Origin of the sequence: Solibacillus sp. FSL H8-0523 (assembly GCF_038051985.1) — a bacterium.
Taxonomy (GTDB): domain Bacteria; phylum Bacillota; class Bacilli; order Bacillales_A; family Planococcaceae; genus Solibacillus.
Genome location: NZ_CP150291.1, coordinates 3,855,781 through 3,870,568, shown reverse-complemented (window position 1 = coordinate 3,870,568; position 14,788 = coordinate 3,855,781). Strand labels below are relative to the sequence as shown.

At 36.6% G+C, this 14,788-nt stretch carries 16 protein-coding genes; 11 read left to right on the top strand and 5 right to left on the bottom strand.

The features are described 5' to 3' along the window. The first annotated feature begins 46 nt into the window (after positions 1-46). The 6 genes from NSQ62_RS19370 (at position 47) to NSQ62_RS19345 (ending at position 3,864) form a co-directional block, all read left to right on the top strand. Positions 47-325 (top strand): late competence development ComFB family protein, encoded by a 279-nt coding sequence (locus NSQ62_RS19370; RefSeq protein ID WP_341321687.1) that lies wholly within the window; start codon positions 47-49, stop codon positions 323-325. Between the two features lie 224 nt (positions 326-549). Next, the gene (gene mntR / locus NSQ62_RS19365; RefSeq protein WP_341321686.1) at positions 550-969 is read left to right on the top strand and encodes a transcriptional regulator MntR; all 420 of its coding nucleotides are present in this window, start codon (positions 550-552) and stop codon (positions 967-969) included. A gap of 26 nt (positions 970-995) precedes the next feature. Next, positions 996-1,853, top strand: a complete 858-nt coding sequence (locus NSQ62_RS19360; protein WP_341321685.1) for a S1-like domain-containing RNA-binding protein — start codon at positions 996-998, stop codon at positions 1,851-1,853. A gap of 124 nt (positions 1,854-1,977) precedes the next feature. After that, positions 1,978-2,895 (top strand): DUF1002 domain-containing protein, encoded by a 918-nt coding sequence (locus tag NSQ62_RS19355; protein WP_341321684.1) that lies wholly within the window; start codon positions 1,978-1,980, stop codon positions 2,893-2,895. Between the two features lie 93 nt (positions 2,896-2,988). Then, positions 2,989-3,270 carry a GNAT family N-acetyltransferase gene (locus tag NSQ62_RS19350; protein ID WP_341321683.1) on the top strand — a complete coding sequence of 94 codons (282 nt, stop codon included), beginning with the start codon at positions 2,989-2,991 and terminating at the stop codon, positions 3,268-3,270. A gap of 297 nt (positions 3,271-3,567) precedes the next feature. After that, entirely contained in the window at positions 3,568-3,864 is a 297-nt protein-coding gene (locus tag NSQ62_RS19345; protein ID WP_341321682.1) for a hypothetical protein, read from the top strand. Between the two features lie 52 nt (positions 3,865-3,916). Here the strand turns inward: NSQ62_RS19345 and NSQ62_RS19340 are convergent, their stop codons facing one another. Together NSQ62_RS19340 and NSQ62_RS19335 are read right to left on the bottom strand one after the other, a co-directional pair. Continuing rightward, positions 3,917-5,437 (bottom strand): succinate CoA transferase, encoded by a 1,521-nt coding sequence (locus NSQ62_RS19340; RefSeq protein ID WP_341321681.1) that lies wholly within the window; start codon positions 5,435-5,437, stop codon positions 3,917-3,919. Between the two features lie 340 nt (positions 5,438-5,777). Next, a complete protein-coding gene (locus tag NSQ62_RS19335) occupies positions 5,778-6,428 on the bottom strand; it encodes a LytTR family DNA-binding domain-containing protein (protein WP_341321680.1) in 651 nt (216 codons plus the stop codon). Between the two features lie 579 nt (positions 6,429-7,007). On the opposite strand from NSQ62_RS19335, the gene NSQ62_RS19330 reads away from it, so the two are divergent. The 3 genes from NSQ62_RS19330 (at position 7,008) to NSQ62_RS19320 (ending at position 9,083) form a co-directional block, all read left to right on the top strand. Continuing rightward, entirely contained in the window at positions 7,008-7,802 is a 795-nt protein-coding gene (locus tag NSQ62_RS19330) for an AraC family transcriptional regulator (protein WP_341321679.1), read from the top strand. A 148-nt stretch (positions 7,803-7,950) separates the two neighbouring features. Beyond that, on the top strand, positions 7,951-8,205 hold the full coding sequence (locus NSQ62_RS19325) for a hypothetical protein (RefSeq protein WP_341321678.1): 255 nt from the start codon (positions 7,951-7,953) through the stop codon (positions 8,203-8,205). 32 nt (positions 8,206-8,237) lie between these two features. After that, the gene (locus NSQ62_RS19320) at positions 8,238-9,083 is read left to right on the top strand and encodes a M15 family metallopeptidase (protein WP_341321677.1); all 846 of its coding nucleotides are present in this window, start codon (positions 8,238-8,240) and stop codon (positions 9,081-9,083) included. Between the two features lie 90 nt (positions 9,084-9,173). On the opposite strand, the gene cls is transcribed toward NSQ62_RS19320, so the two are convergent. Continuing rightward, positions 9,174-10,640, bottom strand: coding sequence for a cardiolipin synthase (cls, locus tag NSQ62_RS19315; protein ID WP_341321676.1), 1,467 nt, complete (start codon positions 10,638-10,640; stop codon positions 9,174-9,176). Positions 10,641-10,741: 101 nt separating this feature from the next. Then, entirely contained in the window at positions 10,742-11,548 is an 807-nt protein-coding gene (locus NSQ62_RS19310; RefSeq protein WP_341321675.1) for a YwqG family protein, read from the bottom strand. 441 nt (positions 11,549-11,989) lie between these two features. Between NSQ62_RS19310 and NSQ62_RS19305 the strand changes: the two genes are divergently transcribed. Beyond that, positions 11,990-12,130 (top strand): Lmo0850 family protein, encoded by a 141-nt coding sequence (locus NSQ62_RS19305; RefSeq protein ID WP_341321674.1) that lies wholly within the window; start codon positions 11,990-11,992, stop codon positions 12,128-12,130. A 189-nt stretch (positions 12,131-12,319) separates the two neighbouring features. Here the strand turns inward: NSQ62_RS19305 and NSQ62_RS19300 are convergent, their stop codons facing one another. Beyond that, entirely contained in the window at positions 12,320-13,510 is a 1,191-nt protein-coding gene (locus NSQ62_RS19300) for an FtsW/RodA/SpoVE family cell cycle protein (protein WP_341321673.1), read from the bottom strand. A gap of 409 nt (positions 13,511-13,919) precedes the next feature. On the opposite strand from NSQ62_RS19300, the gene NSQ62_RS19295 reads away from it, so the two are divergent. Then, positions 13,920-14,669, top strand: coding sequence for a hypothetical protein (locus NSQ62_RS19295; RefSeq protein ID WP_341321672.1), 750 nt, complete (start codon positions 13,920-13,922; stop codon positions 14,667-14,669). Positions 14,670-14,788: the final 119 nt, after the last annotated feature.

Sequence of the window (14,788 nt, the reverse complement as noted above, 5' to 3'; positions counted from 1 at the left end):
TATGATTAAGTAGAGAAAAAGAAATTAAATGAGGCGAAAGATAGAGATGGCAAAAATGAAATTAGTGAATGTCACCGAAGAAATTGTCCGAGGACTAGTTAGCTTCTTACTTCATGGTGTTGAATATCAAACATTTTGTCATTGTGAACAATGCGAAATGGATGTCAATGCAATTGCTTTAAATGCGTTACCGACACGCTATGTAGCTTCAGAAAAAGCGCGGGATGCAGTATTCAAACAGTTAAATACACCTGAGAGTATTGAAGAGATTAACAAGCAAATTATTCGCGCGCTTCATGTCGTGAATCGATATCCAAGCCATTAATAAAGAGAGATTCTTTTAACTTGTTTAAAATAGATAATTCCTTTCTGTGGTAGGAGTATTAGGTTTTTTACAAATTTTGAAGTTCCTATAAAAATGGAAGAGGCTGTTCAAGTGCTTATTGAAACTTGAATGGGCTCTTTTTTCGGTCTTGCAGTTTTTCAGTTAACTTTTTGTCTAAACTTGTAGTACACTTAAAAGAGCAATTGGAAAGAGAGGGAACAGTTATGCCAACACCTAGCATGGAGGACCACATCGAACAAATTTATTTATTAATTGAAAATAAGGGATATGCTCGTGTGTCCGATATTGCAGAAGCTTTATCTGTTCTACCTTCCTCGGTTACAAAAATGGTGCAGAAGTTAGATAAAGATGGATATTTAGTCTATGAAAAATATAGAGGGTTAACATTAACACCAAAAGGGCAAAAATTAGGGAAGCGACTTGTGCAACGTCATGAGTTGCTCGAACAATTTTTACGTTTGATTGGGGTCGATGAAGAGCGCATTTATAATGATGTAGAAGGTATTGAGCATCATTTAAGCTGGAATTCAATCGATCGAATTGCCGATCTTGTACAACTGTTAGAAGATGAGCCTCAATTGACAAGGAAGCTAGAAGAAATGAAATCAAATCATAGTATGTAATGATTTACAGGAAAAAGGAGAACAATATGAATCAATTAATGAAATCAGGACAAGTTGTTAGCTTAACGGTATTAGAGGAACAAGGATCACGCTATATTTTAACGAATGGTGATATTGAAATTCCGGTAAATGCTTCAGATGTAGTAGAAAGCATTACGATTGGCGATACCGTTCAAGTATTTTTATATACGGACCGCCGTGGGGAACTACAAGCAACGACAGCCGTACCACATATTACAGAGGCCAATTACGGCTTTGCACGCGTATTGAAGGTAACAAAAGAAGGGGCGTTCTGTGACATCGGGACTTCTCGTGAAGTGCTTGTACGTGCAGAGGACCTACCAGTAATCGATGAAGTATGGCCAGAAGCGGGCGACCAATTATACATGACATTACGTACAGACCGTAATGGCGATCTATTCGGTCGTTTAGCGACAGAAGAAAAAGTAAATGAAATGTACGAAGCGGCAACAGAAGAAATGTTCAACAAAACGATTACAGCACGCCCATATCGTTTATTACCAGTTGGTTCATTCTTACTTGGTGTAGAAGTACCGTACCGTATTTTTGTACACGAATCAGAAATGAAGGCTGAGCCACGTTTGGGTCAAGAAGTGAGCGTTCGTATTATCGATGTAAAAGAAGATGGCTCATTAAACGGTTCATTTTTACCGCGCAAGCATGAACGTTTAGGTGAGGATGCAGAAAAAATCTTTGCTTACTTAGAGAGCGTTGGTGGCAAAATGCCGTTCAGTGATAAATCAACACCAGAAGAAATCGATGAAATGTTTGGTATGAGTAAAGGTGCATTCAAGCGTGCGTTAGGTACATTAATGAAAGCCCGTAAAATTAATCAACAAGATGGTTGGACAGAAATTGTTTAACTAATCATTAATAGATACGATGAAAAGTAAAAGGATGAGAAAAATGCAACCTTTTACTTTTTTTATTCGTATTAATAAATGAATGTACATGTATATGCATATACATTTCGAAGGGGGACAAAACATGAAACAAAAATGGATCGCACTTATCGCGGTATTTGCATTAATGCTGTCAATCGTACTACCGCTTAATGCTTCTGCTGCAACAACAGCGAAAAATCCGATTAACGAAAAATTAGGGGTACCAATTGTTGTTTATGGAAGTAATTTATCTGCAGAGGAAAAAGAAAATGTAAAGATCGCTTTACGTGTAGACAAAGAAACTGAAGTAGATGAAATTACAATTTCAGGTCAAGATTTAGCAAAATATATTAAAGATTCAAACCCAAGCTCTCGTATGTTCTCGTCAGCAAAAATTACACGTCAAGATGCAGGCAAGGGGCTCGTGATTAGCATTGTAACACCAGAAAATATTACACAAGTTACATCAGAAATGTATGCAAGTGCGATGTTAACAGCGGGTATTGAAGATGCAATCGTAGAAATCGCCGCACCGAAGCCTGTAACGGGTCATTCAGCGTTAGTAGGAATCTATAAAGCCTACGAAGTAAAAACGGGTGAAACGCTTGATATTGAGCGAACGGACGTTGCGAATGATGAACTATCGGTTGCGACATCACTTGCAGAATCTGCAGGGGTAACAGACGCACAAGTAGCAGAATTATTAACAGAAATTAAAAAGGTTATCGCTGAAAATAAACCAGAATCAAAAGAAGAAGTACAACAAATTGTAGAAGACCAATTAGCAAAATTCCAAATTAACTTAAGTGATCGAGACCGCCAGCTACTGGTAGATTTAATGGATCGTATTAGTAATTTAAATATTGATTTCAGTAAATGGTCAGATCAATTATCAGATTTATCGACGGAGTTTAACGAAAAATTTGGTGCGATTTTAGAAGATGAAGGCTTCTGGCAAAGTGTGAAGAACTTCTTCAATAGCTTAATTGATACCATTTCTTCTTGGTTCTCAAAAGAATAGAAATGACGAAAAGCACTCATAATAATGGGTGCTTTTATTTTTTAGAAAATTTGAATTATGCTATATTGAAACTAATACAAAGGAGGGATAAATATGGAATTTACGTATAGCGATAAGGGGAATAATCACGGTGCACTTGAGTATGAACTAAACGGAGAGCGTGTAGCAGAGATCACATGGGTATTACGCGACAATGTCATGAACATGAATCATACGTATGTATCTGATGTGTTAAGAGGCAAAGGGGTAGCCAAAAAACTATTAGACGCAGCAGCAGACTATGCACGTAAAAATAATTTAAAAATGAATGCGATTTGTTCTTATGTTGTATCAGCTTTTGAAAAAAGTGATGCATACGATGATGTAAAAGCATAAAAAAAGGCTGTGCGATTTTGTCTCGCACAGCTTTATTTATGTTCATAATCCAATGAATAGGGAGATAATAGCGGTCATTAGTGTGGCAGCACCAAGAAGTGCAAGAATCTCTGTTCCTTTATAACCAATTTCCTCATTTTGTAACATACTTAACACTCCTTTAGGATGTATCTTAACCACTACCAAATAGTGTTATTTATAATTTAACCTAAAAAGAGCAATTTAATCATAGTGTAAAAAGGTTTTAAAATATTTTACACTGGGTAAATGAATAAAAAAGTTGGGAGGGAATTTACTATGGCAAAATTAAAAGGTAAAGGTGTTGTAATGGCTGGATTATTAGCGGGGGCGGCATCCTTTTTAAGTAAAAAGGAAAATCGAGATAAAACGATGGATTTTATTAACGGAGCTAGAATGAAGACAACAAATGTAATGAATGGACAAAGGAACATGGAGGTTGGTAACGAAATAGGTGTTATTGCAGATATTGCTGAAGCGGCCGCTAATCCACTACAAGTTGATGAGAACAAGTTCATAAGTGAAGGTGGCGCACAAAAGACGATTAATGATTACAATTATAAACAACAACAATAATAAAAGGCCATGAATCCGTAAATACGGACTTCATGGCCTTTTAAATTTAAAATTAAGCTTTAACGATTTCTTTTTTCATTGTTTTGTTTTTAGCAAGATTTACGTGCCAAGAAAGAGCTTCCTCTAAGATGTGAGGAGTTTGAGCGTTACCCGTTGCTTCTACAGCACGGTTGTAGTAATCCCATAATTGCTCTTTGTAATCTGGGTGTGCACAGTTTTCGATGATTAAAGCAGCGCGCTCTTTTGGAGCTAAACCACGTAAGTCAGCGATCCCTTGTTCAGTTACGATTACATCTACATCGTGTTCTGTGTGGTCTACGTGAGAAACCATTGGTACGATTGAAGAAATCGCGCCCGCTTTCGCATATGATTTTGTTACGAAGATACCAAGACGAGCGTTACGCGCGAAGTCACCAGAACCACCGATACCGTTCATCATTTTTGTACCTGAAACGTGTGTAGAGTTAACGTTACCATAGATATCTAACTCAAGAGCTGTGTTGATTGAGATTAAGCCCAAACGACGGATAAGCTCTGGGTGGTTAGAGATTTCTTGTGGACGTAGGCAGATTTTGTCTGCGTAGTTCTCTAAGTTACCGTATACTTTTTCTTGTAATTCTTTTGTAAGCGTGATTGAAGCACCAGCTGCGAATTTAACTTTACCAGCATCGATTAAGTTGAATACTGCATCTTGTAATACTTCAGAAGCTACTACTAAGTTTTCGAATTCTGAATCAGCGAAGCCGTCAAGTACAGCGTTTGCTACAGAACCTACACCAGATTGTAATGGCGCTAATTCGTTTGTTAAGCGACCCGCTTTGATTTCATCGCGGAAGAAATCTAATAAAATGTTCGCCATGTTTTGCGTTTCCTCATCTGGAGGAACGATCATTGAAGGCGCATCTGGCTCTTCTGAAATAACGATCGCTTGGATTTTAGCTGGGTCTACTTTAATACCGATTGTACCAAGGCGTTGTTCAGCGTTTGTCATTGGAATTGGCTCACGCTTACCTTGTTCACCTGGAATGTAAATGTCGTGGATACCGATCATTGATTCTGGGTGTGAAATGTTTAACTCGATAATTACGTTTTCAGCATAATCTACGAAGATTGGTGAGTTACCAACAGAAGTTGTTGGGATGATCATACCGTCTTCAGTAATTGCTACTGCTTCGATAATTGCATGTTTGATCGGTCCGATAATGCCTTGGCGTACTAACTCAGCATTGTGAGAAAGGTGAGCATCAACGTATGATACTTGGCCAGAGTTAATCATGTTACGGATACCTGAATCCGCTTGGAATGGACCACGTTTGCGGATAACGCCAGCTTCTGCTAAATATTTATCAACTTCAGGACCTAAAGAAGCTCCTGTATATACATCAATTTGGAATTTTTCGTTTTTAGCGCGCTCTACTAATGCCATAGGAATAACCTTTGCATCACCAGCACGTGTAAATCCTGACATACCTACTACTGAACCGTCTTCAATTAAAGCAGCTGCTTCTTGTGCAGACATTACTTTACCTACTAATTCTTTTAAACCTAAACGTTTCTGAACTCGTAAATCCATTTAAAAATCCCCCTAAAAAGTTTTTGATGGTTTGAGTAAACAGGAAATTTTTTGGAATTTTCTGTTTTTTTCGTCAGATAATGCGCTGACAGTTAAGCTAATAATATCATCAAATTGTCACATTTACTCCAAAGAAGGTATAAAAGCGCTTAAAAGATGATTTTAAGAGAATAAACAACTCGAGTTCGACGGAATTCTGTAATTTCGTGTATTGGGAATTAGGTATAACCTAGCAAATATATGCAATAATGACTGAAAAAAGAGGCAAAAAGACATACTGTTATATGACACGAACACGAAAAAGGCGGCTTATCATAAGATAAGCCGCCTGTGTTGTATATTAGAACCCTAGTGAACGACGGAAGTAACTTGCATAACGTTGACTAACTGGAATGCGTGTACCGTCTTTCATAATTAATAAGAATGTAGAATGAGAATCTGGTTGAATCTCTTCGATGAAATCAATATTGACGATGTACGAACGGTGACAACGGATAAAAGAATCCGGAGCTAAAAATAGCTCTAAATCGCTTAAGTTTAAACGGTGATAACCTTCGCGGTGCATCGTTTTTACGAATGTCTTGCGTAATTGCGTTTCAAGATAAATCACTTGATTATGTTTAATCGGGTACCAGCAATCATCAATTTTAACAGTAATATAGTTTGTTAAAAATGGTGATGGCTTTTGAGGGAAAATGGCTGTAATAGCGCCTTTCGTTTCCCCTTCTTCAATTAATGGAATACTCATCCCGTAGTAAGGAACGCCGAATACATCTGACTCGATGTATGAATTGATTTTTTGACCATACGTTAATGCTTTATGAGCAGCTGAACCTTCTTTAATCGGATCGCCTGGTTTGATTTTTAAATCTACCTTTTTACTAGCTTGGTAGTATATATACTCACTTGTGTCTGAAATAGCAATTGACGTATTTTCGGGGAAAAATTCTTTAATGACTTCCATGATTTCTTCAATTTGTTTTGGATCCACTCTATAACACCTCTTCATAAGCATTTTATACAATTATGAACTATTTTACTACATATTTAAAGAAATTAGGTTAAGAAGATTTTTTTTCTTCTAGAAAAATTATTTAGGATAAAGTAAAGTGAACTTTTTGAGAACTATAACTTGGATAATAATTACAAAATATAACGAGTGGAAACTGTATGAATACTCGGATTCTCAGCCTGTGAGACAATAAATTTTCTAGAAAAGGGAATATTAGTGATGATTTAGAACTATGCTAATTGTTAAAATTAGGTTGAAAGGAAAACGTAAAATATGGTAATATTCACTATAGTTACTAATAAAACGAACAATAATATGCAAAAACATAATATTGTATGATGAAATTCTTGAAACGTATAAATAATCACGTCACTTAATAAATTGAACCTTAAGTATAATATTGCTTAACGTAATATAATATTTTAATTAATATTGTAGGCAGATAGGTTAGTGTATTGAACACCCCAATCTGCATGGATGAAGAATCATGTCATTTTATGACGATAGCCTTTCGAATAAGTAACAGAATATCTATTCTGAAGAAAGATGGGGTAATTTATGCAACTACATCAACATTCAATTTCGGAAACAATTTCAAAACGTTATTTCCAGGAAATTGATAATATTAACCAATACGCTGGTATCGAAGACTTTTTTGTTTTAGAATCCAAGTTAATATTTGAAGTCTATCATTTAGAAGCGTCAAAAGCGAAAAAGACGTTGCACGAAATTATTGATATTTTATCTGTACGTTTTGGTAAACAAGTAATCAAAGTAGTACGTCAATATTTCGTTGTTTTATCTTCAATTGTTGCACGCAAGCTATTAGATAATCAGGTACCGTCGAAAAAAGCGTTTGCTTTTAATTTAGCGTGTGCGGATATGGTTGAAAACAAAATGAAAGATGCTGAATTCTTACAATTCGCTGATGACCTAATTGATTTTTATGTCTACTTCATTGCAGATCGCAAACAACCAACATTCCGTCATCAAACGGTTAATAAAGTCATTATGTATATCAATGATGAGTTAGAAAATGACCTAACAGTTGAAAGTATTGCAGCAAATTTCCATATTAGCACAAGCCATTTATCACGCATTTTCCGTGAACATGTTGGTATTACGCTAGTAGAATATTTAAATGTACGCCGTGTAGAAGAATCTCAATACTATTTACGTCATACGAATAAAAGTATTACATCTATTTCAGAGCAGTTCCATTTCTGTAATCAAAGTTATTTCACGCGTATTTTTAAAAAATACACAGGTGTTACACCAAAACACTTCCGCGATGAATTACATCATGAGTTTTTCCGTTTTGAAATGGCAGAAGTAGCTTACGAAAACGTGTAAAATTGATCGAAATAAATAGACAAAACTCTCCATCCTGTAGCTAATCGTCATGTAAATGTTTGCATGAAACGAGGCAAAAGGGTGGAGGGTTTTTCATTTTGGTATATAATCATGAGTAATACTATGAATAGCATGTAAGGAGAGTTTCATGAAGAAATACGAAAAAACGTTATCGCTTGTTTTAGTAGCAGCATCGAGCTTATCAGCACTATTTTTTATTATTAAACAAAACATGGATGCGGCCATTTTATCAATGACGATTATGTTTACATTAACTAACTTTTTCCGTTCGCGAACGTTTAAACAAAAGGGACATGATAAAGAGGCGAAATGGATGCAAAGAATGTCCATGATTTTTGCTGTTCTTTCGGTACTAGTTGTTATCGTTATGTTAGCGGGATAATGTAAAAGCTTAAAAGAAGAAGGCGAATGAGTATGAATTCAAATCAAAAGAAAAATAGTCCATTTGTAGTAATCGCATCGATTTCATGCGTATTATTAATTGCAATTTTAGGGTCGGTTTATTATAAGTACAATACAGCACAATCGACTACAAACGAGCAAGAGCCGATTGACTCGCTACCACTAGTAGAAAACTCAACTCCGGCAGAGTCAACAACACAATCTACTGAAGGGGCTCCTTCAAATGATATTGTTCCAAAAACAGAACCAGTAAAAGAAGCAGAACCTACAGAACAACCAAAGGAAAATGAAGTAGAAATTGTAAATGGTTATATCGAAGGACAACAACCGGCAACAGAACCTACATATGTGAACGGCGTATTAATCGTCAATAAGAAAAATCCATTGCCAGCGGATTACGATAAAGGTGAAGACCCAACTGCAAAAGCAGCTTTCGATAAAATGGCAGTAGCAGCAAAAGCAGAAGGGATCGAGCTTGTAGCGTTTAGCGGCTATCGTTCGTATGAATATCAAACGTCGTTATATGACCGTTATGTAGCGAAGGATGGTAAGGGGGAAGCCGACCGTTACAGTGCACGTCCAGGTCATTCAGAGCACCAATCCGGTTTAGCGTTTGATATCGGGGAAAAAGGGCGCGAAGATTTATGGTTAACAAGTGCTTTTGGTGAAACAAAGGCAGGGCAATGGTTAGTGAACAACGCGCATAAGCATGGTTTTATTTTACGCTACCCAAAAGGCAAGGAAGAGATTACAGGCTTTATGTATGAGTCGTGGCACTTCCGTTATTTAGACGGAGATTTAGCGACGAAGGTATATGAAGCAGGGGTAACATTAGAGGAATATTTAGGATTAGAATAGTAAAAGTGTGTGGAGAGATGTAACTTTCCACACACTTTTTTTAGTGTCTAGGCATTCGCTTCAGCTGCTCGAGGCACTTTAGCGCTTTTCTTATAAAATCGGCGATAATAAGCGTGAAATCGATTCTTTGAATTTCACAGCATTCGAACGATTAAGGTAAAGCTCCTTTGTTAACTCAGAGCTATCTAAAATATCATGTTCAAAAATCTCTGCTAAGCGATGTGCCAATGCAGGGTCATATAGTACGGCATTCACTTCAAAATTTAAACTGAAGCTACGTACATCGATATTTGCTGTACCAACAGAGGCCACCTCATCATCGACAACAATCATCTTCGCGTGAATAAAGCCCTTTTCATAATGATAAATTTTGGCACCTGCTACAACGAGCTGCCCAACATAGGAATACGTCGCCCAGTAAACAAACATATGATCCGGCTTGTTCGGAATCATAATGCGCACATCGATGCCTGAAAGTGAGGCAACACGAATAGCGTCAAAGAATGATTCGTCCGGAATGAAATACGGGGATTGAATATAGATGTAGCGCTTGGCATTCGTAATTAAACGTAAGTAATTATTTTTAATTACTTCCCATTCCGTGTCTGGCCCGCTTGAAATAATTTGCAAAGCAGATGTCCCTTTTTGCGGAATAATCGGGAAGTAACGCTCCGCATAGCGAATATCATTTTTGGCACTCGCCTGATTCCAGTCTAAAATAAAACGCGTTTGCAACGGATGCACCGAGCTTCCTTCAATACGTAAATGCGTATCGCGCCAATAGCCGAAGCGGTCAGATAATCCTAGATATTCATCGCCAACATTAAAGCCACCAATATAACCAATACGTCCGTCAATGACTACGATTTTCCGGTGGTTTCGGAAATTCAAACGGGGATTAATAAGCGGTAAAATAGACGGGAAAAAGACCTCAACCTCGCCACCTAATTCAATTAACTCTTTGAAATGGCGTTTGCGCACATCGCGTGAGCCCATTTCATCATATAAAATCCGCACCTTTACCCCTTGTTTTGCTTTTTTTAGTAACGTGTTATAAATACGCCGACCTAAGTTATCAAGCTTGAAAATGTAATATTGAATATGGATGTGATTTTTCGCTGCAAGAATATCTTTAATGAGTGCTTCGAATTTATCACGACCATCATCAAAGATATGTACGGCATTATCTTGTGTTAATACGGCATTATTTGTCGTTAAATTCATATAAATTAAATGACGATAATCTTGTACATGCTCATTTCGGTAATCGAGCTGATTGTTCTTAATCGCTTCAATCTGATAAGTAATAAGACGATCAATGCCAATATCCTTTTTACCATCCCAGCGGAATAAATGCTTTTTGCGTAACTGGCGGCCAAGTAATAAATATAATAAAAATCCAACAAATGGTAGGAAATACAGTACAAGTAGCCAAGCCCAAGTTGATGAAGGTTTTTTACGCTCTAAAAAGATGACGGTAATCGCAAAAATGATATTGATAAAAATAATAATTGGAAGTAAAAAATAATTTTCAATAATCGCGCTCAAAAAGTTCACCTACTTTTTTTCTGTATTTACGCTCCTTATTATAGCGTAAATAATTTGAACGCAAAAAGAAACACTCGGCGTCTTCTAACCGAGTGTTTTAAAAACGTTATTTATTCATATTCTTCAATGTGGAAATAAATATCTGAGAAATCGCGGTTGGCTAACTTTTCAGAGTTAATGAAAAAACTCATAATGCCACTATCTCCCCACATAATTTTTTGTTCATCATTTGAAACGATTTGTAAAAGCAATGTGTCGTAATGCTGTAAATACAGCGATTGCTTACGGAAATCCTCGTGAATAAAGTATGGGTAGCCGCCGATTTTATGTTCGGCTGCTAAATAGCTTTCTAAATAAATATCTTCAAATGAGCGGTCATCTAATGTGATCGCGGTATGCATAATTTCAGGATTGAAATAGTTATTTAAACGATAATCTGTAGCAGAAACAGGCTCAAACTGTGTTGTAGCGCGCAGTTTCATTTCATGTTGAATGGGGAAATCCGCTAAATTAACATCGCTTAAATAAGTAAAATCCTGAACATAGTGTTGGTGAATTGCATGTTCGGGTAAATATTGCACCTTGAAATGGCCGTACTGTGAACGGTATTTAACTTTATCGTAGCATTGCTGCGAAATATAAAATTGTAAGATGCCGTCTTCTGGAAATGGTTGCTCTAATTTGAATTCAGCAAAATTAATTTGTGCTAAAAATAACATGTACTGATTTTGCTCGTCTTTAGGGTGCGCCATTTCGTGTGTTAGTAAAGGTAACCCAGCAAATTTACTTTCATGTAAAAAGGCAGGTTGTCTTAAAGGATTTAAAATCGCTACCTGTTCGGCTGATTGTGTCAAACATGTATGGAAATTGATTAATTCTTTCGGTATATATATGTTTTTTTCATAATTATTCATCATGAAGTACCTCCTATGAAGTTAGATTCTCGAAAAAGCAGTAAGGATCGTAATATGTCGAGGTGCTATTCTTAGGTGTTATACGAATGGTAAAGTATTGTATACTACAATATTTCCACTTGAAATTTATGTTAAACATGCTTAAAATTTATTTGCTATAAGATTTAATTATTAACGAAGTGTAAAAATCATTAAATGGAAATATAGTTGTCTAGGTTGTTAAAATAAAAAAGCTAGCAATTAAAAATTTTTCAAAGTTGTTTATTTTAAGATTTATTTGGTTAATTACTAATAAGTCATTGTATTTTTAGCAAAATTTAAAACACCAGACTTTCAATATTGTGGTAATGTATAGAAGTATAAGGTCTGACCTTTAAAAATGAAACTTTTATGAATCGAAATCGTTATATAAATTACAAAAGGAAAGTTTGAGGTGTATGGGAATTGGCGAAAGAAATGGATTTAAAACGGATTGTTACCAATTTAGCAAAAATCGGTGTTACAGCGACGGTTACAAAATCGCGTCTTGAGCTTCTAAAAGTCTTAACACCACCAAAAACACAAACTCCGCAGACACAAAATTAAAAAAACGACCGCAGCCGGCTAGACTGTGGTCGTTTTTTATTTAGATAAGAAGTGAAAAGTTTATGTGTTTTAACAATGTCTAGGCTAAAGCGCCAGCTCCTCGGTCATTTTGGTCCCGCCGGTCATGCCACCTGGATGTGGCGTTTTGACTGACGCGGAGCTTTAAGGGCGCTTTAGCGCTTTTCTTATTTATTCATCTTCAGGATCGTTTGATGTGAACATGTATGTGCGGTAATGGAATTTCATACTATATACAAGACCAATTGCAAGCGCGTTCCCCATCATCGAACTACCACCGTAGCTTATGAAGGGAAGTGGAATCCCTGTGATTGGTAATAGTTGAATCGTCATCCCAATGTTTTCGAACACGTGGAACGTAATCATTGCGATAATCCCTGCACAAACATATGTACAAAACGGATCTTTTAACATTAATGTTGTTTTTGTTAGATGGTAAATGAGTAAGAAGTATAAGCAAATGACAGCACTTGCTCCGACAAAGCCCCACTCTTCTCCGATTACAGCAAAGATAAAGTCCGTATGGTTTTCGGCTACGTACACTTCACGTGCCATAAAGCCTTTCCCAAAAATTTCACCAGATCCAATGGCATTCAGTGACGTAATTAAATGATACCCATCTGAAGTGGCATAAGATTGCGGGTCAATCCACGAATAAATACGCGCGAATTGATAAGGTTGGAAGCCGAATACTTTTCCGAGGAAGTCCTGCATATACAGTGCCATCCATAAGAGTGAGCCACCAAGGAGAGCCGCGCCGCCAAATAGCGGTAAAATGATTTTCCACGTAACCCCTGCTACAATCACAAGTGCCGCCGTAATCGCGATAAAAACAAGTCCCGAACCTAAGTCAGGCTGTAGCATAATGAAGCCAAGTGGCACAATCATTGTTGCCGCGATTTTTCCGAGTAAAATAAAGTCCGACTTCACTGTTTTGTTTGGATTTCTTTCATGATGCTTACTAATTAAGAAAGCAGTCGCCAAGATGTAAAAGGTTTTCATAAATTCTACGGGTTGAATATTCCCAATTGGCGTACTGAACCAGCTTTGTGCACCGTTTCGTTCTACCGTAATCCCAGTTGATGGAGGAATGGCGACTACTGCAATAATTAGGATCAATCCGACCCCATAAAGAGGCCATGCTAATTTTTTGTATTGGTCTGGGTCGAAGTACATGACAACACCAGCCATAAAAGCAAAAATAACATAGTTAATCCCTTGCTTTAATACGTAATTTTCCCCGTATTGTCCAGATGTTTGTGCTGACGCAATGGCAAGTAGGCTGACTCCGAGAAATAAAAATAAAATAACGGTAAGCGTCCAATCGAAACGCTTTGTAAAATTATAATTGTTTGTATCCATTTTGATTCACCTTATGTTTTTTAATTACCCGAATGGGGTTAAAGATACTAACAAATTGAAGGCCCAAATTGTGCCTGAATTTATTATCTAATGATTCCACGTAAAAGAACCAGTAAGTCATCGCTCACTGATTGAAGTTTCGCATCATGTAAAGTAGAATAAGCGGTAAATTGCAAACTTTTTTGCTGTATTTACTGTATCATATTCTTGTAGAAAATACTTTACTCAAATATATGCGAGCTAGTTTAAGTGTAGATTTTTTTTATGAACTTACGTAAAAAGAACCATTCAAAAATTTGTGACAAGAGCCTAACTTAAAAGTTGGACGAAACGAAGGATAAAATGTTTCAAATTTGCACAAGAAGTCATATAATAAATCTATTATTCATATTAAAGGAGTGTGTATTTCGTGGCAAAAAAACTGAGGGCAGCAGAAGATTTTATGCATCATATCTACATACATATGAACGATGTCGAACATTTTGTCGTATATAGTGGGTTAACTTTAAAACAATTTGTAACTTCTGTTGAACCGATGAAAAACATACTTTTGTTAAAACACGCCTACGAAGATGGCTCATTTAATATGCATACGCAATTCGATTTTGTAACGAATGAAGATATGGCTGGTTTTCTGAAAAAAGAAAGTGACCTTAAGCAAGACTTATGCTGGGTGGATTTTGCATCTGAAAAGAACGTCAATGCACTGACGCCACTCGAGCAAGCAGAGCTGCTTTATTTAAGTCATAAGCGGGAGCCACTGGCAACACCGTTCTTTAGTAAACTACAAAACCGCTATACGTATTATTCATCCGTTGCAGATAAAATGACGAAAGTTTATTATCGTTTTATCGGGGATTCTGAAATACTCGTGTCGAATTTGTTTAATCAAATGATTAAAGAAAAAGAAGGCGCAGGAAGTTTTTGGCGAAGAAAAAGTAAAAATAGTTCACCAACAATCGATCCTTCAACATTGCGATTATATAGACCTTATGTGAAGGAAGGCGCGTTACTGTCACTCTATAAATTAGATAAGCCTAACGCTCATTATGGAATCGAAGTTCGAACGCTTAGTGACTATGATTACCCAGATGAAGTATGGGATGACTTAAATGAAATTTTAAAACTAAGCTATGATGAATTAATACAAATTAGTTAACACTCACAGCAGGTGCGCGGTGAGTGTTTTTAACTCGAAAAAATAGGTTCCTAAGTAAGTGGAGATTCGTTCGGTATAAACGAGGCTCGAACGTAAATTAGGGAAATGGTACACTAATA

Bases quoted from the DNA above. Each gene is read 5' to 3' on its own strand.
- NSQ62_RS19360 (WP_341321685.1), top strand. From the start codon at position 996: ATGAATCAATTAATGAAATCAGGACAAGTTGTTAGCTTAACGGTATTA.
- NSQ62_RS19350 (WP_341321683.1), top strand. From the start codon at position 2,989: ATGGAATTTACGTATAGCGATAAGGGGAATAATCACGGTGCACTTGAG.
- NSQ62_RS19355 (WP_341321684.1), top strand. From the start codon at position 1,978: ATGAAACAAAAATGGATCGCACTTATCGCGGTATTTGCATTAATGCTG.
- NSQ62_RS19330 (WP_341321679.1), top strand. From the start codon at position 7,008: ATGCAACTACATCAACATTCAATTTCGGAAACAATTTCAAAACGTTAT.
- NSQ62_RS19310 (WP_341321675.1), bottom strand. From the start codon at position 11,548: ATGATGAATAATTATGAAAAAAACATATATATACCGAAAGAATTAATC.
- NSQ62_RS19345 (WP_341321682.1), top strand. From the start codon at position 3,568: ATGGCAAAATTAAAAGGTAAAGGTGTTGTAATGGCTGGATTATTAGCG.
- NSQ62_RS19320 (WP_341321677.1), top strand. From the start codon at position 8,238: ATGAATTCAAATCAAAAGAAAAATAGTCCATTTGTAGTAATCGCATCG.
- mntR (WP_341321686.1), top strand. From the start codon at position 550: ATGCCAACACCTAGCATGGAGGACCACATCGAACAAATTTATTTATTA.
- NSQ62_RS19340 (WP_341321681.1), bottom strand. From the start codon at position 5,437: ATGGATTTACGAGTTCAGAAACGTTTAGGTTTAAAAGAATTAGTAGGT.
- NSQ62_RS19325 (WP_341321678.1), top strand. From the start codon at position 7,951: ATGAAGAAATACGAAAAAACGTTATCGCTTGTTTTAGTAGCAGCATCG.
- NSQ62_RS19300 (WP_341321673.1), bottom strand. From the start codon at position 13,510: ATGGATACAAACAATTATAATTTTACAAAGCGTTTCGATTGGACGCTT.
- NSQ62_RS19370 (WP_341321687.1), top strand. From the start codon at position 47: ATGGCAAAAATGAAATTAGTGAATGTCACCGAAGAAATTGTCCGAGGA.